Below are 25,279 nucleotides of genomic sequence, written 5' to 3'. Positions count from 1 at the left end.
TTGAATGGCATGCCACAAGAACTAGATCAAAAAACAGCTATAATTTAGCTAAAAATGAGCAATTTGGCAGCAAGTTTAGCTATTTAGCCCATTCTTTGTTGTCGATCTAAAAATAAGAATAATAGACATCCTAAACTAAACGTACTTAACCAACCTTGCATAAACTCATTAATAGAGCGGCCAGTAAAATAATAGGTATCAGAATGCCAAACCTCATGGGGAATATAACGGGCATAGTCCCAAAATGAAAATAAGCCTAAAAGTGTAGATAAAGCAAATAAACACCAAGCAAAAATTTTAATTTTATAATTTACTTTCCAATGCTGTTTATGGCGCTGATAGTAATGAATACTCATCCAGCCTAAAAAAGGTAATGCCAGAGCAGAAGAACCGAGTTGAAGAAGGCGATGCAATGGATAAGGGCGGCCAAACAAGTGAACAGTTTGCGATAAAAAGTCTTGAAATATAAAAGTTCTAAAGTCTGAGTGGGTAAGCCCATCCCAAATGAGATGTGTTGCTATACCAATGAGTAGAGCAATTATGATTCCAATAAAAAAGCTAAAAAAATGTCTAAAAGAATCTAGTTTTAAATCGTGTTGGATACCAAAAAAACGGTAAACCACAGGTCGGTAAAGTAAATACCAAATGGCAGAGAATAATAGCCCTAATGCAAGGTTAGGGTAGAAAAGCCCCTGCCATTGATGAGTCAGCATACCTGATTGCATTGTAAATAAGCGGTAAAGATCGGGCGTCATACTGCCAATTGCTAAGGCGGCAATGGGTAACGTGTTTCGGCTCAATTTAGCAAGTGGAGGGGCGATAACTGCATGGGAGATTGTAAAAGGCATTAGAAAAGAAAGCTTCTCACATCATCAAAAACTTGAGTCTATCGAAACATGTCATTAGCGAATGTTTTTTATTGCAAAACAATTGAAATGTTATAATATAACAAAACAAAAGGCGTACGATTAGAGACTCACCTCATGTTGTTCTATAAAAATATTTTGACCTTATCCATTTTGGCTGCCATATCCATACCTGTATTTGCAGCAGAAAATGAAAATGTTGAGAAGTTAGAAACTATCCGCATTAAGGCGCACCCCCTTGAGCAAACTTCAAAAGATTTTGCAGTCGCTGATACTGTAGTTGACCAAAAGCATTTGACTGAAGGGGCCGCCACTATTGGGGATGCGCTCAATAGTGAGGTGGGGATTTATGCGAATCAGTTTGGGGCTGGTTCAAGTCGTCCGGTGATTCGTGGCCAAGATGGACCACGTGTTAAAGTTCTTCAAAATTCATCTGAAAATGTGGATGTCTCAACTTTGTCTCCTGATCATGCTGTAACAGTAGATCCAGTTCTCGCAAAACAAGTTGAAGTAATTCGTGGACCCTCTACTTTATTGTTTGGTGCGGGAACTGTTGGTGGTTTAGTCAACGTTATTGATAACAAGCTCCCTACACAAATGCCTGAAAATGGTTATGAAGGACAAGTTGGTTTACGTTACAACACTGGAAGTGATGAAAAGCTGGCGAGTGCTGGTGTAACTGTAGGGTTGGGAAGCCAAGTTGCATTACGTGTTGAGGGGTTAACACGTGATGCGAATAACTATATTGCACCAAACTATATTCATGAAGGTGAAAAAGAGCGCCGTGTAGACAATACCTTTGCACAAGGTGATTCAGTGAATGTGGGGTTGTCTTGGATTTATGATCGCGGTTATACGGGTATTTCGTATAGTAACCGTCGAGACCAGTATGGTTTACCGGGGCATAGCCATGAATATGAAACCTGTAGCGCTCATTTAACAGGTAGACCACATTTACATTGTGATGCTCATGAGCATGATCATGAAGAGGGTGAAGAGGCTCATGCCCATGAAGAACATGAGCATGAACATGGCGGTCCATGGATTGACTTAAAGTCTGAGCGTTATGATTTTAAAACCGAGTTAAACGATCCATTTGCAGGCTTCCAAAAGTTACGTGCCCAAGCGAGCTATACAGATTATCAGCATGATGAGATTGAAGAAGGGGCAATCGCAACTCGATTCCAAAACAAAGGTTATGATGGGCGTATTGAGTTAGTCCATAACCCTATTGCTGATTGGGAAGGGGTAATTGGTACCCAGTTAGGCCAACAAAAACTAAATTTAACTGGTGAAGAAGCATTTATGGCACCAACCACTACCAAAAAGTGGAGTGTTTTTGCTTTAGAACATAAACAATGGAAAGATGTTCATTTTGAACTTTCTGCTCGTGCAGATCAGCAAGAAATCGATGTAGATGATAACTCTAAACAAGATTTTGACGGTTCTGCTTTTTCCTATGCAGGTGCTGCCAACTGGGAGTTTGCGCCAAATTATAAGCTTTCATTTGTAGCATCACACCAAGAGCGTCTGCCTCTTGCTCAAGAGTTATATGCAAATGGTGCCCATTTTGCGACGAATACTTATGAGTTAGGAAATGATCAACTCAGTAAGGAAAAATCAAATAATGTTGAGTTAGGTTTGCATTTTGATAATGAAAAACTCGATTATCATCTTCATGTTTACCATAACTGGTTTGATGACTACATCTATGCGCAAACCCTTGACCGTTATAAAGACTTCCGTTTAGTTCAATATACTCAAGATAAAGCACGTTTCTATGGTGCTGAGGGTGAAATTGGTTATCAAATTACGCCAATGTACAAGATCAGTGCTTTTGGCGATTACGTGCGCGGTAAGATTGATGCCGAGGGCAATGCTCCACGTATTCCGGCTGGGCGTTTAGGTACTAAAGTTGATGCAGATTTTGGTGACGGTTTTAGTGGTTCTGCTGAGTACTATCATGTCTTTAATCAAAATAAGATTGCGGCTTATGAAACCGAAACAGAAGGCTACAACATGCTCAATTTAGGGGTAGCATACTCTGGACAATATGGTGCAAAAACAGATTATCGCGTTTATTTAAAAGCGAATAACTTGTTAGATGACACGGTTTATCAACATGCATCGTTCTTATCAAATATCCCGCAAGTTGGACGTAACTTTACCGTTGGTGTAGATTTTAGTTTCTAAGGCTTCAACACGAAACTAAACTTGAAAAATCAAGCCAAAAGACCTAATTTGAAACTATCAAGTTAGGTCTTTTTTATGCGTATTTTTCAGCGAATTCATCAAAAGTTAAATTGGTCAGGACGTCGTTATATGGCGGTCATACTTTGCGTTGTTGCTATTGCATATCTTGCATCGGCAATTTATCACACAGTGAAACCATTGCCGCAAGGAATTAACTTTAGTGGCAAGCTCAGACATGCCGATGTTAAATTTTTAGCCGATAAAACGTATATTGATGCGAATGGGCAACAACAGGTTGATCAGCACATCTTTGATGAAATCTTGAAAATGATTGATGAGGCAAAAACCACAATTGTGGTGGATATGTTCTTATTTAATTCAGAAGTAGGCGATTCAAAACTAAAGCAAAGACCATTGATGCAAGAGCTCACTGATGCATTAGTGAGTAAAAAAAGACAAAACCCTCAAATTCAGGTTGTTATGATTACCGACCCGATTAATTCGGTATATGGGGGACTAAGCCCTGAACACTACCGTCAATTACGCCAAGCTGGTGTTGATGTCATCGAAACGAATCTGGCACCTTTACGTGCTTCAAACCCATTCTGGTCGGGGTTTTGGTACATCTGTTGCCAAAATATTGGCAATAATCCAGAGAAAGGCTGGTTACCCAACCCATTTGGCGATGAAAAAATTACGCTACGTAGTTATTTGAACTTATTTAACTTTAAAGCAAACCATCGTAAAACTGTTGTCGTTGATACCGATGTGGGTTGGAAGTCATTAGTAACTTCAGCAAATCCGCATGATGGTAGTTCGCGCCATTCTAATGTGGCATTGGTGGTAAATGGAGCCACAGCTGCTGATGTACTCCAAACCGAAGCTGCTGTTGCGCAAATGTCAGGAAGTAGTTCACCATCACTTATTTTAGGCGATTTTGAAAAAGACGTTAGCAAGCCTCAAGTTCAGGTGTTAACTGAAGGGGCAATCTATGAAGCTGTATTAAAATTAATTAATACGGCTAAACCTAAAGAACATCTTGATTTAAGTATGTTCTATTTATCTGAACGTAAGATTATTAAAGCTCTAAAAAGTGCCCAAGAACGTGGTGTTATTGTTCGTGTTTTACTCGACCCAAATAAAGATGCGTTTGGTAGACAAAAGAATGGTATTCCAAACCGTCAGGTAGCTTCAGAGTTGCATGCTGCTGGCATTCCAATTCGTTGGTGTGATACCCATGGTGAGCAGAACCATAGCAAAATGATCTTAAAATATAACGCCCAACACGCTGAGTTGATCGTAGGATCTGCCAACTTTACGGCCCGTAATTTAAAAAATTATAACCTTGAAACGGATATGTTGGTTATTGGTAAAGTTCAAGATCAAGTCTTTAAAGACGCTCAGAATTACTTCAATATCTCTTGGTCAAACCTACAAGGTAGACAGATGAGCGTGGACTATGCGAAGTATGCCGATGAGTCTAAAGTGAAGTATTGGATTTATCGTTTTATGGAATGGTCAGGTTTATCGACTTTTTAATTGAATACAGTATTTTGATAAAAACGGAAAATGATTAATGGTTGAAACCTTAGAATATGCTTTGGCATTGAGTTATGGTAACCAGAATATTTTGATTGATTCAATTCGGGCAATTGAATCATTAAAAGTATTAGCTACTCAAGAAAACCCACAAGCACTGTTTGAACTTGCTCTGTTTTATGATCACGAGAGGGGGGATTGCATACTGCCTCGTAATATATATTTTCGTGACCAATATCTACTTCATGCGGCACATTTGGGCCATGCTCAAGCCATTATCACATTATTTGATTTATTAAAAAGAAAAAATACGATTTTCGATATAGGGTATTACGACGAAAATTATACTGATCAAATCTTTGGTGAATTACATCAGATTACAGATCAATTAATTGCGCAGGGAAATACTCAAGCGTTACTTATCAAAGCTAAGCATGGAGTTGCTTATCCAGACACTGAAAGTATGCAGTATCTGTATCAGGCCTGGAATCAGGGTGAAAAGCTGAGTGCCAGTTTGTATTTGTCAAGATATGATGATGAAGAATTGAAGCAGCTTGGATTATTTGATGCCACGGCATGGAACGATTATTTTGAGCATGCGCAGCAAGACCTAATGCAGTATCTGGAACACGCTTTTCAACGAGGCCATATCCAGAAAATTATTGAATTTCTTCGAACTGATGAAGCCAGTTATATATCAGAACAAAACCGAGAACAGTTGTGGCAGTGGCAACAGCAGTTTTATCAACAGCAAGCGACTTTAGGTAGTGCAGATGCATGGCTGCAATTGTCAAGGCTGACAGAAAATTCGTTAAACTATTTAAAAAATGCAGCAGAGTTGAATCATCCAGTCGCAATGTATGCCTATGCCTATGAGTTAGATCAAAAGCCTGATCTCGGTAATGATGAGTTAGATGAAATTGAAAAATATTTTACTATTGCTGCGGAACATAAACATGCACAAGCATTATATGAAAAAGGACGTTATTACATTGAGGATGATCCAGAGCTTGCTAGACAATATTTTCAGCAAGCCAGCGAATTAGGCTGTCTGGACGCGGTTGAATGGATGGTTGCTTTAACTGAGCAGTGTGAACAGGCGCAGTGGGCAGAACTGGCTTTTAAATATGGTAGCATTGACAATAAAGTTGCAGAGGTCTTAATTGTGGCATTGAGAGGTGGTTTTGGAATTCAGGAAAATCATCGACTGGCAGATGAACTGAAATTACGTTTGGAGGCGACCAGTTATTGGGATCAGGTCTTTTCGTTTGCTTTACCTGCTGCTCAACAACACTATGAGAAACAGATACAACCGCAAATGGAAGGGCTTTTTGATGAAATTGCAGAACAGCCTGATTTTAGAAGCAGGATAGCATCACATATAAAAAACTGGTTTAAATAGATGGGCTTCTCTTTAACTTTTGAAGAAAAATTCTGTGAAGTTAAAGAGAAGAATTATTTACTTTATTAAGGCGTAGGCGGAATCAACTGATCTAAAGCCTTATCATCTAACTTTTCTATTTCACTCAAATCCGTCTTAATTTTCCACTGCGACTCATCATCTACAGGATTCGGCAAACGCGCTTCAAGCCAATCACAAACCACATCTGGAGAAAACTCAGGGTGATTACACTGAATAACCCATGATAAAAAATCTTTTGCTTCACCATTCATGTAAGGTGGTGGAGATACAGGAAAGAATAAAGTAGGTAAACGCTCATTCGTCGACAAGTAATTTAAAACATGCCCGAGTTCTTGAACGGTTTGCCATGCGAGAGGGTGTTCTACATCAATACTGAACTTAAACCACCAAGCGTGTTCGCCATCTGCTCCATGAGCCATGATGCGGGCTTCTTGTACACTTGGAACTTTGCAGAAAAATTGATGAAGACGTTCAAAACTGATTTCAGACACAGCAATTGACCTAGCTTGAAAAATGCTAATGGTAGCACAGATACAGATTCTTCATATTTTCTTTATAGTCATTACAAACAATATCAATCAAAGCCATTTTATTCATGGTTTCTCCTTGACTCTCTCTTAATCTAGCTTCAGATCAAGATAAAAAGGAATACTCCATGAAAAAGCCTATTGTTCTCGTACTTTCAACATTAATGTTGGGTATGTCGGCAACTGCGATGGCCGATTCAAATCATCGTTGGGATAACTATCACGGTAAAGACCATAATCGCTATGAACAGCGTCATGATTATCGTTATGACCACCGCAATGATCATAGAGCTCCTGTTTGGTCACACTCTGAGCGTGGCAACCATTATGGCCGATATGTAGCCTTTAAGCGCGGTGATCGTATTCCTGTGGAATACCGTAATAGCCGTTATTATGTCTCAGACTGGCGTGCACATCGCTTATATGCACCACCACGTGGATACCACTGGGTGAAGACTCCTAACCAATACTTATTGGTTGACTCGAAACATCACATTTATCGAGTTCGTTAAACGTAAAATAAAAAATGGCCCGCTTAGGGCCATTTTTTTATGCCAACTCGTCATCTTGCGGTTGGGGCGTTTTTAACGAAGTAGGTGTTTTTGAATGTTTTTCTTTCATAACAGATGGGTAGTGCCAAGAAGCAAAACGGACAACTAAAATAGAGAGAGCTAAAATAAGAATTGAGCCTGTAATAATGACTTGATCAAGGTCGGCTTTATGATCATGTTGGATATCAGAAATCAGTAAACGTGTTAGGGCTGTAATGGCGACATAAATAAGAAAACGTACAGGCATATGATTAGTTTTAAAGTAAATTCCAACCATTGCTCCAAGTTCTAAGTAAATAAATAATAATAAAATATCATCAATTGAAGCATACTTTTTGACGGTCAGAATTTCAAAAACCGTATTGGCTGCCGACCATGCCACCATACACCCGATAATAAATAAGGCTAAATAATGGAAGGCTTCTACGGCGTAATGTCCGAAACGGTCAAGTATTCGTTCGTATTTTTTAGGATCAGGCATAATAAGATCTTTTGTTTATTTCGTAATGTTTAGAAATTAAACAAATTTTGTGCCAATGGAAATAGTAAATACAAAATAAAAAACGCCTGATTATTCAAGCGTTTTTATAAAGAACTTAATTAAGCTTGATTTGTAAAGTAATCTTCACTAAAGCCCATAATTAAATCTGAACCCGCTTTGATTTTAGCAATACGCGCATCAATATCCGGCAAGATACGTTCAACAAAGTATTGAGCCAATGCAAGTTTGTTTTGGTAGAAATCACCAGACTTATCTTTAGCAGCGGCAGCAATTTTTGCAAACATATAAGAGAAGCTGAGTAGACCCACTGCATGTAAGTAATCAACAGCAGCAGAGTTCGGGAACTCTACGTTCTCTGCAGCTTGCTCAATAATAAACTGAGTGATTGCTTCGATTTCAGTTGCAGCATCTAAAGTTGCATCTTTAATGAAGTTCAAATCAGTGTCTAAGTCATTTGCAAAGTCACGAATTTCAGTGATGTATTCAGCAATGAAAGCGCCGCCACACTTAATGGTTTTACGACCAATTAAATCTTGAGACTGAACGCCGTTGGTTCCTTCGTAGATTTGAGCAATACGAAGGTCACGAATACATTGTTCCATACCCCATTCACGGATGTAACCGTGACCACCAAAAACCATTTGAGCATCTAATGTCGCTTGGAATGCTGTATCTGTGAGGTAAGCTTTTGCAATTGGAGTTAAAAGCGCAACACGGTCATTGGCTTTTTTCACTGCTGCTGCATCAGTTGAGAATTTAGTGATATCGAGTTGCTGGCCTACATAGACTGCAAATGCACGAGAAGCTTCGTTGTTTGCACGTACATTTAACAACATACGACGTACATCGCCGTGGACTAAAATGCTGTCAGCAGGTTTATTTGGCGATTGAACACCAACTGCACTGCGGCCTTGTAAACGGTCAGTCGCGTATTGAGCAGCATTTTGATAAGCAAATTCAGAAGCGCCTAAACCTTGAATACCCATTGATAAACGTTCGTAGTTCATCATCACGAACATGGCAGCAAGGCCTTCGTTTTCTTTACCAACGAGGTAACCTTTCGCACCGTCAAAGTTCATCACACAAGTTGCAGATGCTTTGATCCCCATCTTATGTTCAATAGAACCTGGGCCAACATGGTTGCGGTCACCTAAAGAACCGTCTTCGTTTACAAGGTATTTCGGTACAATAAATAGCGAGATACCACGTGAACCAGCAGGAGCATCTGGAGTTTTAGCAAGTACCAAGTGAATGATGTTTTCTGCTAAATCGTTGTCACCGCCAGTGATGAAGATTTTAGTACCTGTAATGTTATAAGTACCATCTTCATTGCGCTCGGCTTTAGTTTTGATAATACCTAAGTCAGTACCGGCATGTGGTTCAGTCAAACACATGGTACCTGACCATTCACCTGAATAAATCTTAGGTAAATACGTTTCTTTTTGCTCTTGAGATGCATAGCTACTTAAAGCCATACCTGCGCCTACTGAAAGAAGTGGGTAGAGCATGAAAGATGGGTTTGTCGCGAATAACATTTCATCCGCAAGAACGGTAAGCATTTTTGGCATGCCTTGACCGCCCCATTCTTCATCTGCGCCTAAGCCAATCCAACCACCTTCTGCATATTGACGAAATGCATCTTTAAAGCCAGCAGGAGTAAAGACTTCACCGTTTTCGTAGCGAGCGCCTTCTTCATCACCAGTACGGTTTAATGGATGAGTCACGTTCTGCGCAAATTTAGCCATTTCTTCTAAAATTGCTTCAGCTGTTGCAGCATCTACATGAGCGAGTTTCTCATTAGCCTGCCAAAATTGTTCTGCTTTAAATACATCATTTAAGATGAATTTCATATCAGCTAAAGGAGCATTGTAAATTGGCATAATCGTTCACCTTTTTTGTGCACATCGGCCTGTGCTAGATATCCTGTAAAACGAAATGGATATTGAATTTAAAATCTAAATTTATCATTGATTTTATAAAAAAAGGACCGTCAAAACTGAGCAGTCCTTTTTTGGTTTTTAACATTGCATATCGCAACTAACTATGATTAGAAAGCGAAATGTTCAGCATCTAATGCCATCAATGGGTCTAAACCACCTGCGATAACGTCTACATGAGAGCGTACACGCGGTAAAATTTTCTTGAAGTAGAAGCGAGCAGTAGTTACTTTCGCATTGTAGAAATCAACATCGGTTGTACCCGCAGCTAATTTCTCTTGTGCTACAAGTGCCATACGAGCCCATAGATAAGCTAAAGTAACGTAACCAGAGAAGTAGAGGTAATCTACAGCCGCTGCACCTACTTCATCCGGATTTTGCATTGCACGCATACCGATTTGCATAGTGAGGTCGCCCCATTCTTTGTTCAGCGCAGCAAGTGGCTCAACAAATTCTTTCATGGCAGGATTGTCTTTATTTGCTTCTACAAACTTGTGAACAATCTTAGTGAAATCACGAAGCATTGCACCTTGAGTTTGTAAAACTTTACGGCCTAACAAGTCCAGTGCTTGAATTTCAGTTGTACCTTCATACAAGCAAGCAATACGTGTATCACGTACGATTTGCTCCATGCCATGCTCAGAAATGAAGCCATGACCACCGAACACTTGAACACCGTGCTTAGCAGATTCAGAACCTGTTTCAGTTAAGAATGCTTTTGCAATTGGAGTCAATAAAGACAAGATGTTGTCAGCAAACTTACGCTCTTCTTCAGTTTCGCCTTTTTCAACGATATCTGCATATTGAGCAAGTAAGTACACAAGTGCACGACCACCTTCAGCAAACGCTTTTTGAGTTAAAAGCATGTTACGAACGGCAGGGTGAACGATAATTGGATCTGCTTCTTTTTCTGGAGCTTTAGGACCAGAAAGTGAACGCATAGCTAAACGTTCTTTCGCGTAAGTTAAAGCACCTTGGAAAGAAGACTCAGATGCAGATAAACCTTGAACCGCAGTACCAATACGTGCTGTGTTCATGAAGGTGAACATACAGTTCAAACCACGGTTTTCAGGGCCAATTAAATAACCTTTTGCTTGGTCAAAGTTAATGACACAAGTCGCGTTACCGTGAATACCCATTTTGTGTTCGATTGAACCACAACGTACGGCATTACGTTCGCCTAGAGTTCCGTCTGCATTGACATTGAACTTAGGAACTATGAATAACGAAATCCCTTTAGTCCCTTTTGGTGCGCCTGGTAGACGAGCAAGAACGATATGGATAATGTTTTCAGCCATGTCGTGTTCACCAGCAGAGATAAAGATTTTCTCGCCAGAGATTGCATAGCTACCATCTGCATTTGGTTCTGCTTTAGTACGGATAATACCTAAGTCTGAACCTGCATGAGATTCAGTTAAACACATGGTACCTGTCCAAACACCTGAAACAAGGTTTGGTAAGTAAGTATTTTTTTGCTCTTCAGAACCGTGATGTTCTAATGTACGTACTGCACCGTGAGACAAACCAGGGTACATACCCCATGCCCAGTTAGAGCTACCTACCATTTCTGAAATTGCGATACCTAAAGAGTTAGGTAAGCCTTGACCACCGTATTGTTCTTCTGCTGATAAAGACGGGAAGCCAAGTTCGATGTATTTTTGATAAGCTTCTTTAAAGCCTGTTGGTGTAGTTACAACACCATCATTCCAAGTACAACCTTCACGGTCGCCAACTTGGTTTAAAGGAGAAAGTTCATTTTCACAGAAGTCTGCCGCAGCTTCTAAATATTGATCAACCAATTCACGGCTTACGTTACCTTGAAAGTCAGGTAATTTTGCATAGTGTTCTTCAGCATTTAATAATTCATGCAAAACGAATTGCATATCACGTAAGGGCGCTTTGTATTGTGGCATATCGGGTTCCTCAATACTGGTGAAACCAGAGTTATAATCCTAATCTACGATAATGTGCCATAAGGCACCTTGAACTATTACATCGTGCAACAACTTGCATAACTGTACAAGCACCTCGGGGCCTTTACTTTGTGACTGCAAAGTCAAGAAAAAAATACTTGAACTATGTAAGTGCTTTGAGTGTAAACACTTTTGATGAAGTTTAGATGAGACAAATAGTCAAAATCGTAAATAGTTATGTATAAACAAAAGGCGCCTTCTGGCGCCTTTTGTTTTATTATTTTTAGAATTATTTTGCTTGAGATGCTACTGGAGCAGGTGCATTGACTGGTGGTTGAGGACGTTTTGGCTCAAAGCGGAGGTTACATGTACCTTCAAGTGTTTTATCTCCAACTTGAACATTGACAGTTTGTCCAACAGCTTTACCTTCACATGCTTTTTGAATTTGCTCAAAACGAGCTTTACGCTCTGCACGGTGTTGTTCCCATGCTGCTTTTTGTTCAGGCGTAAATTCACGGTGTTTCATACGATGGTGGTGACCATCACGTGGGCCATCTTGCATCATGCCATGTTCTGGCTTAGGTGGTTGAGTTGTTGATTGACAAGCAGCCAAACTACCCATAGTTACAATTGCTGCACTGAATAATGTAATTTTAGCCGTCATTTTCATGGTTAAAACCCTTTAATGTTTGTTTTAAGATGACTTAAAGATTAGATAATAAAGATGAAGAAACAATGGAGAGTTTTTCTTTTCGTTGTTGGTTACAATGCAAAATATAGAGTAAAAATGAGAGAGTGCTTTTGAACGTTCTACGTGTTCCCATAGCCTTGCGGTTATTTTTAACGGTTTTGCTTACCACGCTGTTAATTGCAACTGCGAGTTTGAGTGTTCTGCACTGGACGATGCAAAAGAACTTTGCCAAATATGTAGCCGATGTTGAAATGCAAAAGCTAGATCGGCTTATTACTAATCTGGGAAATGTATATACCGTTTATCATGATTGGGGGAATGCGATTCAGGCGCAAATCTTACAAATTGAAGGAACGGCAGCACCAGATGATTATGACCGTCTTTCCCAGTGGTGGTTACGCCGCCAATATGATATTGCCATTCAGCAGCATTCTTTCGATGAACACACTCTCATTAATATTTCTCCAGATGCGGGAACGGTAAATAAGAACTCTATTTTTAGTGATGAAGAACTACGTACGCTTGAGCAAAACTTACCTTCGGAATATCAACCGTTTGAAGGTTTAAGATTCCCGCTAAGTGCAAACCAGTTTCGTCCAAGCGATGATAAAAACAAATCAAAAAAAGGAAGCCTCAAAGACATTGAGACGCAAAATGGTAAGAAACGTTTTATTGCTTTACCAGACCGGCTGGGCTTAAGTTCTCGTTTATCTTTATATGATGCCAAACACCAGTTCGTAGTGGGTGAACCGCCGTCTTCGGATCAGATGTCTTATCGCCCGATTATGGTCAATAGTCAGGTCGTAGGTTATTTAGGTCTAAAACCAGTTTTAGATAAAGAAGATGCATTAAGTATTAATTTCTTCAGTAATCAAAAGCGCTATTTACTTTTAATTTATGCCTTAACATTACTGTCGAGTTTAGTTGCAGCACTTTTAATGGCAACTTATTTTAAAAAGCCAATTCAGCGTCTATTAAATGCAACAAATGAGTTAACAAAAGGTAATTATCAACACCAAGTTGTGATTAAACGAAATGATGAGTTAGGTGATTTATCTACTCAATTAAATCATTTAGCTGAAATTTTACATCAGCATGAAGAATCACGACGTCAATGGGTTGCAGATACCTCTCATGAATTGAAAACTCCATTGGCTGTTTTGCAAGCGCAGATTGAAGCGATGCAAGACGGTATCCGAAAGGCAACACCTGAACATCTTGATGCCATGATGCGACAAGTTTCGAGTTTAAAGAAATTGACACAAGATTTGGCAGACTTGGCTCAGGCTGATGCTCAACAACTTAAATGTTATTTGAGTTCGGTTAATCCTTGGGAAGTTATACTGCAAGAAGTCGAAAATTTCAGACCTAAACTCGAACAAGCAGGGTTAGAAATTGAGGTGGAAGGTGAAGGTGCTTCTTTATTGTTAGACCGCGATCGATTTAAACAAATTATTGTTAATTTGATTGGTAATAGTATTCGCTATACCGAAACAGGTGGAAAGATTCATATTCATACAAGTCAAACGCCTCAGGAGTGGACTTTATATGTTGATGACAGTCCATTTGGTTTAAGTGATGAGCAATTATCACGTTTAGGTGAACGTTTTTATCGTGTCGATGATTCGCGTACGCGTAGTACAGGTGGAACAGGACTAGGCTTAGCTTTATCTTGTAAAATTGCGCAGGCGCTTGGTGGTACACTCAGTTTTGAACACTCACCATTAGGTGGTTTACGTTGTGTACTGACCTTTAAAAAGCAGAGTTAAATAAAAGGAAAAATGGCCCATGAAACATATTATGTTGGTTGAGGATGAAGTCGAGTTAGCGCATCTGGTGCGTGATTATCTTGAGGCTGCTGGATTCGAAGTAAGCATGTTTCATGATGGTCAGGATGCTTACACGAGCTTTCAACAACGTAAACCTAATTTAATGATTCTGGACTTAATGGTTCCAAGAATGGATGGTTTAACGATTTGCCGTAAGGTACGTGAACAGTCAGATTTACCGATTATTATGGTGACGGCACGTACCGAAGAAATTGATCGTGTCTTGGGCCTAAACATGGGGGCAGATGATTATGTGTGCAAACCTTTTAGTCCAAAAGAACTGGTTGCTCGTGTGCAGGCCGTTTTACGTCGTTTAGAACGTAAGGCTGAGCCAGAGCAAAATGATTCTTTCCGTATTGATAAAGCACAGCAAAGAATTTGGTATCAACAAAAATCTTTAAGTTTAACGCCAACAGAATTTCGCCTACTTGAGTTATTTTTAGAACATGTGGGGCAAGTTTATTCACGTGCACAATTATTAGATCATATTAATCCGGACAGCTTTGATGTTGCCGACCGAGTTATTGATAGCCATATTAAAAACTTGCGTCGAAAAATCACGGAAGTGGCCGAAACTGGTAACCGTCATGAGTGGATTCAAGCTGTTTATGGAGTAGGTTATCGCTTCGAATATCCAGAAGAATAATTGCTTAGAAAAGTTATGCTGTGGATAACCACAATGTTATCCACAGAAAATGTGGATAAAAAATTAAGAAGAACAGCTCACCGCGACATCAGGTACATCGCTTGGTAACGGACCTAAATCTTCCGGTTTTTCCAAATCTGATTGCTTTGTATAGGGATGGTTGAGTAGCTTAAATAAGCGGTCAACCTCACTAAAATCATCTCGCTCCGCTGCTTCAATAGCTCGCTGTGCCATATGGTTACGTAAGATATAAATTGGATTTACCTGCTGCATGTTTGCGTCAAGCTCATCAATATCTTGATATTCACGGATGTTTTGATACTGCGTAAGGAATGCATCAAATTGTCGAATATCAAGGCAGTCATCACGTAAAGCTTTGTATTCTTTATTTTGAAGGCGAATGAAGCTTTGGGTGTAATCGAGCTGCTCCGCTTGCAGAATACGCAAAAAGCTTAAGCCGCATTCAGTACTGTCTTTATGAAAATGAGGAAGCCCCATTTTTTGACACAACCCAGTGGTGTAATGCTCAATAAAAGTCGGCTCAAATTCTTCTAGGCAAGCGGCCAACGCTTCTTTGAACTGCTCTTTATGCTCAGGTTCGGCAAGTGGAATGAGATTATTTAACCAAGTCCATAAGTTCCAGTGCGCAATACTCGGTTGGTTCTGATAGGTGTAACGCCCTTGGTAATCGGAATGGTTGTTAATCCAATTTGGTCGGAAACGTTCCATAAAACCGTATGGACCAAAATCGAGTGTAGAACCCGTAATATTTAAGTTATCGGTATTCATCACACCATGAGCAAAACCGACCAACTGCCATTTGGCGATCATAATGGCTGTATTTCTAATCACAGCTTTAGCAAAAGCTAAAATAGGTTGCTCTTCTTGTTGGCATTCTGGATAGTGCCATTCAATGCATTTTTGAGTGAACTCGGCCAATAGCTCAGGTGCATATTGATTGATCCATTCAAAATGGCCTAAACGGATATGACATTCAGATGTTCTAAGTAACATTGCGCCAGGTTCTAGCTTTTCACGCTGTACACCTTGAGTGGAGCTTGTAAAACCTACTGCGTGACTAGAAGCAACCCCTAAAGCATTTAAAGCATGTCCTGCTAAATATTCACGAATAACAGAGCGTAAAACTGCTCGCCCATCTCCCATACGCGAATAGGGCGTGGGGCCTGCACCTTTTAAATGTAAATCTATGGTTTGGCCTTTTTTATTAAGAATCTGCGCAATGAGTAAGCCGCGTCCGTCGCCTAGTTGACCGGCCCATTGCCCAAACTGATGGCCTGCATACACCATAGCCAAAGGCGGGAATTCCGAGAAGGTACGCTGACCACTGCAAATTTCAACCCAAGCCTGTTTTTCTTCATCTGTCCATTGTAACTCTTCGGCTAAAGCTAAATTAAAGTGTCCAGCCTTTGCACCACGAAGCGGAGAAGGTTGCTGGATATGAAAAAGCTTAGGATTGAGCGATGAATAAAGCGGATTAAATTGCATAGGCTGGACTAAATATTTGAGGCAAAATTCACTATACCATAGTTAAAAACAAGCCAAAAAAATAGCACCTGCAAAGTATGGCTCTACAGGTGCTATTTCGGGATAAAGACGTATTAGTCTGGTACGACGTTTGTGTTCTTTTTAATGTTACGCATTAAAGTTTCTAAACACTCACGGTGATGACTCAAACGATGTTCAAGCAATTGGAAATCAACTTTTAACTTATGATCCATTTTGTGAATCTTTTCAGCCATTGCTGCTTTCTTTGCTTGTAACTCTTGTTCTTTGAGTTTCGCCCAGTCATTTAAAGTATGTGTAAATGCTTCATACTCTTGAGCAATACGTTGCTTCATTTGACTAATGTCGGCATTTACATCATGACCATAAATAGCCAAGTCTTGTTCAGCATATTTAAACTTCATTGCCAATTCTGCTTTTTTAATATTAAAGCTTGGAATACGACGTAGGTTCTTTGCTAAACCGATCTTAGAGCATGTCCAAATGAGCCATTTTGTTGGATCATATTGCCACCATTTCACACCATTACGATAATCGTACTGGAAAATATGGTGATAGTTGTGGTAACCCTCCCCCCAAGTTGCAATCGCTAACCAGAAGTTATCGCGTGCTGAGTTTTCATCGGTATAAGGACGTTTACCGAACATGTGGCAAAGTGAGTTGATGAAGAATGTAACTTGATGACTAATGATTAAACGTAATAGACCACCAAGAAGTACAACACCCCATAAATCGCCAGTTGCCCAGCCAACCAAACCTAAAATACCAACGTGAACTGCTACGACCATCAAGGCATAGTATTTATGTTGGAACATCACCAGCTTGTCATTGAGTAAGTCTGGTGCATTTTTAAAATCTGGTTCAGATGGAGAATGATCGCGGATCATCCAACCCATATGGGCATACCAAAAGCCACGTTCAATTGAATATGGGTCTTCATCTACATCGTCGACATGACGATGATGGGTACGGTGACCAGATGCCCAAAACAAAATACTGTTTTGTACAGCAAATGTGCCGCCAATCATTAAAAGAATTTTAAGTGGTAACGACGCTTCATAAGCACGGTGTGCCCAAAGACGATGGTAACCAGCAGTAATCCCCATGCTACTTAAAGCTAAAAGAAAAAATAAGCTTACCCATGCGCTTACACTAAAATCATAATAATACGCATAAATCGGGATTATGATTGCAGCAAGAATTGGTAAACCAATTAAGGTAATGCTAGCGGTCCAGTTAATTGGGGCCTTGAGTGGGGCGGAAGTCATATCCGGCAGCGCTCCTAGAAACCTTGTCATACAAGGTAAAAAGACAAATCGACATAGCAAAACCAATCTTCAAGATATATTGCTATTTTGCACATCATATTAGCACGTGCTTAGTGAGAATCACTAGCATTATTGTACAGATGTATTGAAAGAACCGTAACAGAATTAAACCATGCCTGACAACATTTCAGATAGGAGAAGTTGTGTAATGAAAATACAGCGATTGAGAAAAAAGAATAGCATTGATATTGCAAGGAAATTGCCATTGAAATGTCTTTTCATCGCAATCAGCCTTGTATTGGCAGCATGTCAAAGCACGCCGCAACCAAATAATCACAAAGGCCAAGTAAAACCAACACAACGTGTACAAACGCCAGTCGTGAAAAAGAAAGTGAGTCCAGATGGTGTTCAAGATATAGATTGGCAAATTACCAATATAAATGGTCATAAGGCAAAATTCTTTAACCAGTGGCCGACTCTTTCATTGAACTCTACAGTCAAAACAGTAACAGGTCATACAGGATGTAATCGTGTTTTTGGGCGATACACTTTTGATTTCAGCCAAAAGAAACTTGATATGGAAGTTAACGCAGGTCATTCGAGTTGTGATGGCGCGTTGGCTCAAGAAGCAGAATTGGTCGATTCTTTACAACGTATTAAACGCTTCCAGTTGGTAGGTAATACCTTATATCTACTTGATCAAAGCGGTCAGCGTTTGATTCAGGCCGAGAAAAAATAAAAGGTGGTCAGTACCACCTTTTTTATATTTAAAGAGTTTCAAGCATTGTGGTTGGAATATCTGTAATTAAGCCCTGAATATCTAAATCCCGTAGTCTCTTTGCTCTTTCTACATCGTTCACTGTCCAGACACTAATGTTCAAACCAGCTTGATGAGACAATTGAATCATTTCATCTGTTGCAAGTTGATCATGCCAGCCAATATGACAGCACCCATATTGATGAGCAAGTTCAATCGCCGTTGCTCCAACCGGAAGTTCAACTAACAATCCGCGTTTAAATTGAGAGTTAATATCACGTAAAGCGGTTAGAATTTGAAGATCAAAACTTGTGATGGTCACGACTTTCTCGAAACCTTGTAACTCAGTCTCAAGCTTTTGAATTAACTTTTCTGCTAATGCCATATCTCTTACAGCTTTAACTTCAACTTCAATATGATCAAAGTTATCAAGTAAATTTAAAACGCCTGTAAGAGTAGGGGTTGGTTCAGAGGTTGGCCAGTTAGGCCAATTTTGACGATGATCAAATGATAATGCTTGAGCCAAAGTTGATAGCTCTACAATTTGGTCGACACCTGCCGTGCGCAAAAAATTATCATCATGAATGACGACCAACTCTTGATCTTGCAGCTGACGAATATCAAATTCGACACCACGAATACCTAAATTTTTAATGTGCTGAAAACCACCTAATGTATTTTCAGGAGCTTCTCGGCGTGCACCACGATGACCAATAATGCGCATAGATTTCTATTGTCCGTTCTTTTTGATAATGATCTCTTTAAACGTAGAGATCATTCTTAACTTAATCTATTTTTAAATCATCTCATTAATATTTTTTTGCCAAAGGACTTCTTGTCCACCTTCAGCACGCTGTAAAGCACGCGATGCGACAAATAACCAGTCAGATAGACGATTTAAAAGTTGAAGGGCAGTGGCTTGAATATTTTGATCGCGAGTTTGTACTGACATGAGCGATCGCTCTGCACGACGACAAACGGCACGGGCTTGATGGGCATAACTGCAAGATAAAGAACCAGATGGCAGAATAAATTCTTTTAGCATAGGCAAATCTTCATTCATACGGTCAATTTCTTTTTCAAGAAATTCAATACAAACGGGCTGAAGCAAATTGTAATTTGGAATACAAACTTCGCCGCCTAAGTCAAAAAGCCAGTGTTGAATCAGACTCAAGCTTTTGTCCCAATCAGCTTTATTAGCCACTTGGCTGGCTGTAATTTGTGCACGGAGCACACCAATAATGGCGTTTAGTTCATCGACATCACCAAGTGCCGCAATTCTTAGATCATCTTTAGCAACACGAGAGCCATCGCCTAAACCTGTGGTACCTGAATCGCCTGTGCGTGTATAGATTTTGCTTAAACGGTGTCCCATGATAGATATCCTGAACATAAAAAAGGGGATAATGTCGGTCAGAACATTACCCCGAAACTGGAGTTAAGAAAATATTTTTATAATAAAGTTTTCGCTTAGTAGCTTAAGGTCACACCAGCTGATGCAAGGCGGCCGCTGGCAATATAGTATGAACCAACCTCTTTATTCCATGCAGTCTTATAGTCTGTATCATATAGGTTTTGAATATTAGTAAAGATTTTAACATTTGGGCTCATTTGCCAATAAGCGTTAAAATCAAGAGTAGTGTAGCCTGGAACATCTTGTATATCTTTTGCTTTGCCTTTTGCAACGAAAGCAGTGTTGAAGCCATATACACCATTATCCCATCCAATATTCATATTGAAGTTTTGACGTGGGCGATTTGGCGCATCTTGATCAGTTTCATCATTTTTAGGTTGAATATAAGCATATTCCGCATTGATAAACCAATTATCTAGTGACCACTTTAAACCTAATTCAGCACCAGTTAAGGTTGCTTTATCAATATTATAAAATACGAAATTTGTTGCAGCAGAAGATACCATCAAGTTATCAACTTTAGTTTGATAAACTGAACCATATACAGTGAAGCCGTGGTTTAGTTTTTGATCAAATCCAAGTTCATATGACACGCTTTCTTCTGGTTTTAAATCTGGATTACCTCCCCACCAAGCTGGCTCTGTAATAATTTGACCTACAACTGGTGCACGGAAAGCTGTACCAATATTTGCATATACGCTAGTTGTTGGTGTAACAAGGAAACGACCAGCAAGTTGTCCAACTGTATGTGTACCAAATTGGTCATTATCTTCTACACGAATGCCTGCTTGGGTATTAATACCATCATGTTGATATTGATGTTGTAAATAATAGCCAGTCGTCTTATTAGAATTATCGAATCCTGTGTCACCATTATAAGCAACTACTTTCTCTGCAGTTGTTTTATTATGCTCTACACCAAATAAAATATTTTGGCTTGGTGTAAATTGCCATTTAATATTTGAATCTACCTCTTGTTGCTTGGTATTTACAATTGAAGGATACGCTGCTTTTATTAAATTATATTGATCTTCAAATTGAGAAAGACGAGTATTCCAAATAATATTGTTAGTTAAATTAAGGCGAGCGTTAACATTATATAAGCGGTTAGTAAAATCATACGCTTGCGCTGCGCCATAAGAAAAAAAGTCACCAGTACCTTTATTTTCTTTGATTTCAGCTGATAAAGCATATTGCTCTTTATCAACACCAACTTTAGCTGAATACCCTTTTTGATCAAATCCAGCTTTGCGATCGTCATTGCTAATGATTTGATCACCATCTGTTTCAAAACGTTGACCACGAATTTGAGCGTAATAACCATCTTGGGCTAAATCTATACCTAAAATAGATTTATAAGTATTCTTTTCACCAGCTTCGATCGTCGTAAAGATTTTATTTTGTGTAGGAGTTTTTGAAATTAATTGAATTACACCGCCAATAGCATCAGTACCATACTGAACTGAAGCAGGGCCTCGTAATATTTCAATTTGCTTAATATCTGTTGTATCAAATAAGTGAATATTTTGACCAGCTACAGTCGCAGTATTTGAACGCATACCGTCTTGTAAAAATAGAGTGTGTCCAGCACTAGCTCCTCGGATAAATACGGAGGCTGTTTGGCCATAACCACCTGTTTGATGAATAGTTAAGCCAGCTTCTTTTCTTAATAGCGAGGGCAAATCTGCAATTGGATTCTGTTCTATTGTTTTTTCATCAATCACTGAGATACGCGCTGGAACTTCACTTGCTTTTTCAGCACTTTTTGAAGCAGTCACTACAATTGGATCAAGCTGAGTTACATTCGTTGTATCTTCAGCAAAAATAAAAGGTGAAAACCCCATCGCAATAGCGATAGCCCCTACCAGACGAGTAGGTTGAAAAGATTTAGACATAACATGCTCCATACATTCACCCCACGTGAATGATCGGGTAGATAGATGAAACAAGTAGGTCTCCGGACTTCAGCGCCATAATTCATTTATGGACATATTCACCTTCCCACACTACTGCAGTGGTGTAAGTCGATTTCGACTTAAAAAATATGCTTTACATTGTTACCGTTGCGGGGGCAGTGCCGGACTTTCACCAGCTTCCCTAAAGCATGAATTGCTTACACTTGCTTCCATTTGAACGCAGTATAAAGTGCCGAATTACTTCGTACAATGTCATTTAAAGCAATTCCCTGAGAACTTTTACGCAAGGGGCAAAAATTGCATTACAATGGCGCTTATTTTAAGAAATGGTTGTAGTTTAAGCAGCTCATGAGCCAATCAAACCAAAAACGTACACGAGCAAAAATCTGTGGAATTACTCGCAAGCAAGATGTTCAGGCAGTAGTTGCAGCGGGAGCAGATGCGATAGGCTTTGTTTTTTTTCCGCCGAGTCCAAGAAATGTAACAGTTGAACAGGCAGAAGAATTAGCAAAACTCGTTCCGCCTTATGTACAAATGGTGGGTTTGTTTGTAAACGCGAGTGTTACTGAAATTCAGGATGTACTTGATTGTGTTCCCCTAGATGTATTACAACTACATGGCGATGAAACTCCAGAACAATGTCAGGAAATAGCGCGTCATTGTAAACGTCGCTGGTATAAAGCGATTCAGGTTAAACCTGATCTGGATGTAATTGCTGAAATTCAAAAATATCAGGCAGCTGGTGCCAGTGCTGTATTGCTCGATGCATGGCATCCTGAGCTTAAAGGGGGCACAGGACATCAGTTTGACTGGTCTAAATTCCCGAAACTTGATATTCCATTAATCTTGGCAGGTGGTTTAACCCCTGACAATGTCATTGACGCTATTCATACTACCGGTGCTTTTGCAGTAGATGTGAGCGGAGGCGTAGAGTCCGCAAAAGGTATAAAAGACCAACAACTCATTGAACGATTTATGCAAGGAGTCCAACGTGGATCAGCAAAATAATGTGATTGACTATACCCAATTCCCAGATGCAAATGGGCATTTCGGTATCCATGGCGGACGTTTTGTGTCAGAAACTTTAATGGCGGCATTAGAAGATTTGGAAAATCTCTATTCCCGCATGAAAAATGATGAACAGTTTTTGGCAGAATTCGACCGTGACCTCGCCTACTATGTAGGTCGTCCTAGTCCACTTTATTATGCTGAGCGATGGTCAAAAGAGTTAGGTGGTGCGCAAATTTACCTTAAACGTGAAGACTTGAACCATACAGGTTCACACAAGGTAAACAACACGATTGGTCAGGCACTACTTGCAAAGCTTTCTGGTAAAAAACGTATTATTGCCGAAACTGGTGCAGGGCAGCATGGTGTAGCAACAGCAACCATTGCAGCACGTTTAGGTCTTGAATGTGTTGTTTATATGGGTGCTGAAGACGTTAAGCGTCAAGCGATGAACGTTTACCGTATGCGTTTGTTGGGTGCAACAGTTGTGCCTGTGCAAAGTGGCTCTAAAACATTAAAAGATGCCATGAACGAAGCGATGCGTGACTGGGTAACCAACGTTGATACGACTTACTATGTCATTGGTACAGTTGCAGGTCCGCATCCTTATCCTCAACTTGTTCGTGACTTCCAATCAATTATTGGTCGTGAAGCGCGTAAACAGATTTTGGAACAAGCAGGTCGCTTACCAGATGCATTAGTTGCTTGTGTAGGTGGTGGTTCAAATGCAATGGGCTTGTTTTATCCGTTCTTAAACGATGCCAGTGTAAAAATGTATGGGGTTGAAGCTGCTGGTTTTGGTATTGAAACTGGTAAACACTCTGCGCCTTTAAATGCGGGTCATGTGGGTGTATTACATGGTAACCGTACTTATTTAATGAGTGATGAACAGGGCCAGATTATTGAGACACACAGTATCTCGGCGGGCCTTGATTATCCGGGTGTTGGTCCTGAACATAGTTTCTTGAAAGATATGAAGCGTGTAGAGTACGTGCCGATTAATGATACAGAGGCTCTTCAAGGTTTTCGTGACTTAACCAAAATCGAAGGGATTATTCCTGCGCTTGAAAGCTCGCACGCGATGGCCTATGTGTCTAAGCTTGCACCGACGATGTCTAAAGATCAGATTATTATTGCGACTGTTTCAGGCCGTGGCGATAAAGACTTAATGACAGTTGCACGCATTGATGGCGTAGAAATGGTCGAGATGTAAGAGGATACAATGCCAAGCTTGTTTATGGTGATGTTGGGCGGGCGTCATGCACGTGCTAATACAGAAGTTCATGATGTGGTCATGGCTGTAGGAGATACTTTGGAAGAAGTTTATCCTCAACTTAAACAAGCTTGGTTTGGTGAGGCTCAAGGATTACATATTGATGCTTGGGCTAAGCTCTCAGGAGTTAGTTCTCAAGGACAGAACTATCAAATTCATTTTACAGATGCTGCTCCACAACCAGATGATTTAAAGTTATATTTAATTAATCTAGGTGGATATAATGCAAGTGAATTCGGTGAACTTCATCGTTATGAGTTTGTGGTGGCACCCAACACGGTAGTTGCCAAACAATTAGGTAAACAATTTATAGATCGGCAGTGGCAAAAAGCACATACAGACCGGGTCATTGATATTGATGACTGTTTAGCGATAGATTGCGTGGCAGGCCGTTATATTCATTTAATAAAAGGCGATTTTGCTGCAACAATTTGGGAAAATACATATTTGACTGTGGGATAGGTCATTTGAAATCTAATATTCATATGGAAGTGGGTAAATGGATTTAATTCAAGAAAATGGACAGCCTCGTTATGGGCGTTTTGAATCTGTACCGTCCACCATTCATGTCCAACGTTATATTTATAAAACTCCTTATGGCAAAGACCTAAAGGGCTGGCGCAAACAATTAAAATATAAGAAATTTAAATTTTGTGGCATTCAACATAAACATTATAGTATTGGTCTGGCAATTGCAGATATTGGCTGGGTCGGACACGGTTTTTTCTATATCTATGACCATGAAACAGGGCAAGTCATTGAGTGGAATGCTATTCAGCCGTTAGGTCACAAGACGTATCTTGATGAACAGCCTTTGTTTAATCAAAGTTATTTTTCTAAATCGCCTTATCAGTTTGATATTCAGCATGCCAATGGTGTGCGATACATTCGGGTAACTAAATATGGGGAAATTTGTCTGAGCGCCCGTATTTTCTGCGCCGGAACAGATATTTTAAGCTTGTGTACACCAACAGGTATCAATGGTTGGACCTATACCCAAAAGCAGACCACTTTGGCTGTAGAGGGAATGTTCATTAATAAGCAAAATCAAGTTGTACAATTTGATGAAAAGACATTTGCTTCACTTGATGATACTTGCGGATTTTTACGTCCTGAAACAGCTTGGTTCTGGCTCTCATGTAACTTCTGGGATGAACAGGGGCGTCGTATTGGGTTAAATCTGGCCTCGGGTGTTAATGAAAGTTTTGGTAATGAAAACTGCCTATGGATTAACGGAGTTTTATTTCCGCTCACAGACGTTTTATTTGAAAAAGTAAATGATGAACTTTGGCAAATTAGTTCTCTAGATCAAAAACTTAATCTACAAGTGCATATTGGGTGGTGCCGATATGAAAATATAAACTTAAGAATGATTGGCAGTCAGTTCAATCAATGGCAAGCTAAAATTAGCGGCACGATTGAGCATGAGACAACCGATATAATCAATTGCAAAGAACAATACGGTTTACTAGAGCAACATTATGCAAAATGGTAACAAGCAG

22 protein-coding genes and 1 riboswitch are annotated in these 25,279 nt (G+C 39.8%); of the genes, 11 read left to right on the top strand and 11 right to left on the bottom strand.

Features of this window, described 5'->3' with window-relative positions:
* Window positions 1-83 precede the first annotated feature (83 nt).
* The gene (locus MKL36_RS05940) at window positions 84-848 is read right to left on the bottom strand and encodes a DUF4184 family protein (RefSeq protein ID WP_001116952.1); all 765 of its coding nucleotides are present in this window, start codon (window positions 846-848) and stop codon (window positions 84-86) included.
* 135 nt (window positions 849-983) lie between these two features.
* Between MKL36_RS05940 and znuD the strand changes: the two genes are divergently transcribed.
* From znuD to MKL36_RS05925, 3 genes are all read left to right on the top strand, one after another.
* Window positions 984-3,059 (top strand): zinc piracy TonB-dependent receptor ZnuD, encoded by a 2,076-nt coding sequence (znuD, locus tag MKL36_RS05935; RefSeq protein WP_086374074.1) that lies wholly within the window; start codon window positions 984-986, stop codon window positions 3,057-3,059.
* A 75-nt stretch (window positions 3,060-3,134) separates the two neighbouring features.
* On the top strand, window positions 3,135-4,598 hold the full coding sequence (locus tag MKL36_RS05930) for a phospholipase D family protein (RefSeq protein WP_021511276.1): 1,464 nt from the start codon (window positions 3,135-3,137) through the stop codon (window positions 4,596-4,598).
* A 37-nt stretch (window positions 4,599-4,635) separates the two neighbouring features.
* Entirely contained in the window at window positions 4,636-6,000 is a 1,365-nt protein-coding gene (locus MKL36_RS05925; protein ID WP_021511277.1) for a hypothetical protein, read from the top strand.
* 65 nt (window positions 6,001-6,065) lie between these two features.
* On the opposite strand, the gene MKL36_RS05920 is transcribed toward MKL36_RS05925, so the two are convergent.
* Entirely contained in the window at window positions 6,066-6,512 is a 447-nt protein-coding gene (locus MKL36_RS05920; protein ID WP_001290061.1) for a hypothetical protein, read from the bottom strand.
* 164 nt (window positions 6,513-6,676) lie between these two features.
* Here MKL36_RS05920 and MKL36_RS05915 point away from each other — a divergent pair, with 164 nt between their 5' ends.
* Window positions 6,677-7,060, top strand: a complete 384-nt coding sequence (locus MKL36_RS05915) for an RcnB family protein (RefSeq protein ID WP_000743009.1) — start codon at window positions 6,677-6,679, stop codon at window positions 7,058-7,060.
* 37 nt (window positions 7,061-7,097) lie between these two features.
* Here MKL36_RS05915 and MKL36_RS05910 read toward each other — a convergent pair whose 3' ends face one another.
* The 4 genes from MKL36_RS05910 to MKL36_RS05895 form a co-directional block, all read right to left on the bottom strand.
* Entirely contained in the window at window positions 7,098-7,580 is a 483-nt protein-coding gene (locus MKL36_RS05910) for a phosphate-starvation-inducible protein PsiE (RefSeq protein ID WP_001113297.1), read from the bottom strand.
* Between the two features lie 119 nt (window positions 7,581-7,699).
* A complete protein-coding gene (locus MKL36_RS05905) occupies window positions 7,700-9,481 on the bottom strand; it encodes an acyl-CoA dehydrogenase C-terminal domain-containing protein (protein ID WP_021511278.1) in 1,782 nt (593 codons plus the stop codon).
* A 167-nt stretch (window positions 9,482-9,648) separates the two neighbouring features.
* Window positions 9,649-11,451, bottom strand: coding sequence for an acyl-CoA dehydrogenase C-terminal domain-containing protein (locus tag MKL36_RS05900; protein WP_001136747.1), 1,803 nt, complete (start codon window positions 11,449-11,451; stop codon window positions 9,649-9,651).
* A 289-nt stretch (window positions 11,452-11,740) separates the two neighbouring features.
* The gene (locus tag MKL36_RS05895) at window positions 11,741-12,121 is read right to left on the bottom strand and encodes a hypothetical protein (RefSeq protein WP_021511279.1); all 381 of its coding nucleotides are present in this window, start codon (window positions 12,119-12,121) and stop codon (window positions 11,741-11,743) included.
* Window positions 12,122-12,252: 131 nt separating this feature from the next.
* On the opposite strand from MKL36_RS05895, the gene baeS reads away from it, so the two are divergent.
* Together baeS and MKL36_RS05885 are read left to right on the top strand one after the other, a co-directional pair.
* Window positions 12,253-13,911 (top strand): sensor histidine kinase efflux regulator BaeS, encoded by a 1,659-nt coding sequence (gene baeS / locus MKL36_RS05890; protein WP_005119692.1) that lies wholly within the window; start codon window positions 12,253-12,255, stop codon window positions 13,909-13,911.
* 19 nt (window positions 13,912-13,930) lie between these two features.
* Window positions 13,931-14,617 (top strand): response regulator, encoded by a 687-nt coding sequence (locus tag MKL36_RS05885; RefSeq protein ID WP_000680577.1) that lies wholly within the window; start codon window positions 13,931-13,933, stop codon window positions 14,615-14,617.
* A gap of 63 nt (window positions 14,618-14,680) precedes the next feature.
* Here the strand turns inward: MKL36_RS05885 and MKL36_RS05880 are convergent, their stop codons facing one another.
* Both MKL36_RS05880 and MKL36_RS05875 read right to left on the bottom strand, forming a co-directional pair.
* Window positions 14,681-16,123 carry a protein adenylyltransferase SelO gene (locus MKL36_RS05880; protein WP_001160208.1) on the bottom strand — a complete coding sequence of 481 codons (1,443 nt, stop codon included), beginning with the start codon at window positions 16,121-16,123 and terminating at the stop codon, window positions 14,681-14,683.
* 113 nt (window positions 16,124-16,236) lie between these two features.
* On the bottom strand, window positions 16,237-17,409 hold the full coding sequence (locus MKL36_RS05875; protein WP_000199593.1) for an acyl-CoA desaturase: 1,173 nt from the start codon (window positions 17,407-17,409) through the stop codon (window positions 16,237-16,239).
* 208 nt (window positions 17,410-17,617) lie between these two features.
* Between MKL36_RS05875 and MKL36_RS05870 the strand changes: the two genes are divergently transcribed.
* Window positions 17,618-18,148 carry an META domain-containing protein gene (locus tag MKL36_RS05870; protein ID WP_021511280.1) on the top strand — a complete coding sequence of 177 codons (531 nt, stop codon included), beginning with the start codon at window positions 17,618-17,620 and terminating at the stop codon, window positions 18,146-18,148.
* Window positions 18,149-18,176: 28 nt separating this feature from the next.
* Here MKL36_RS05870 and MKL36_RS05865 read toward each other — a convergent pair whose 3' ends face one another.
* From MKL36_RS05865 to MKL36_RS05855, 3 genes are all read right to left on the bottom strand, one after another.
* On the bottom strand, window positions 18,177-18,890 hold the full coding sequence (locus MKL36_RS05865) for a glycerophosphodiester phosphodiesterase (protein ID WP_021511281.1): 714 nt from the start codon (window positions 18,888-18,890) through the stop codon (window positions 18,177-18,179).
* A gap of 72 nt (window positions 18,891-18,962) precedes the next feature.
* Window positions 18,963-19,541 carry a cob(I)yrinic acid a,c-diamide adenosyltransferase gene (locus MKL36_RS05860; RefSeq protein ID WP_000509974.1) on the bottom strand — a complete coding sequence of 193 codons (579 nt, stop codon included), beginning with the start codon at window positions 19,539-19,541 and terminating at the stop codon, window positions 18,963-18,965.
* Between the two features lie 95 nt (window positions 19,542-19,636).
* A complete protein-coding gene (locus MKL36_RS05855) occupies window positions 19,637-21,487 on the bottom strand; it encodes a TonB-dependent receptor plug domain-containing protein (RefSeq protein WP_079747766.1) in 1,851 nt (616 codons plus the stop codon).
* A gap of 24 nt (window positions 21,488-21,511) precedes the next feature.
* Window positions 21,512-21,718: riboswitch (cobalamin riboswitch) on the bottom strand.
* A 126-nt stretch (window positions 21,719-21,844) separates the two neighbouring features.
* On the opposite strand from MKL36_RS05855, the gene MKL36_RS05850 reads away from it, so the two are divergent.
* From MKL36_RS05850 to MKL36_RS05835, 4 genes are read left to right on the top strand one after another with little or no spacing between them, the layout of a single operon-like run.
* The gene (locus MKL36_RS05850) at window positions 21,845-22,504 is read left to right on the top strand and encodes a phosphoribosylanthranilate isomerase (RefSeq protein ID WP_000083554.1); all 660 of its coding nucleotides are present in this window, start codon (window positions 21,845-21,847) and stop codon (window positions 22,502-22,504) included.
* The gene (trpB, locus tag MKL36_RS05845) at window positions 22,488-23,717 is read left to right on the top strand and encodes a tryptophan synthase subunit beta (protein WP_000372737.1); all 1,230 of its coding nucleotides are present in this window, start codon (window positions 22,488-22,490) and stop codon (window positions 23,715-23,717) included. Before MKL36_RS05850 ends, trpB begins: the two co-directional genes overlap by 17 nt.
* Window positions 23,718-23,726: 9 nt before the next feature.
* Window positions 23,727-24,239: a DUF1543 domain-containing protein gene (locus MKL36_RS05840; RefSeq protein ID WP_001139544.1), complete on the top strand. Its 513-nt coding sequence runs from the start codon at window positions 23,727-23,729 to the stop codon at window positions 24,237-24,239.
* A 37-nt stretch (window positions 24,240-24,276) separates the two neighbouring features.
* Window positions 24,277-25,272, top strand: coding sequence for a DUF2804 domain-containing protein (locus MKL36_RS05835; protein WP_021511283.1), 996 nt, complete (start codon window positions 24,277-24,279; stop codon window positions 25,270-25,272).
* Window positions 25,273-25,279: the final 7 nt, after the last annotated feature.

This window comes from Acinetobacter sp. AOR12_HL, assembly GCF_027855275.1.
Lineage (GTDB): Bacteria > Pseudomonadota > Gammaproteobacteria > Pseudomonadales > Moraxellaceae > Acinetobacter > Acinetobacter baumannii.
Note: the sequence above shows the minus strand (reverse complement) of the source record. Positions and strands in the feature narration are given on the sequence as shown.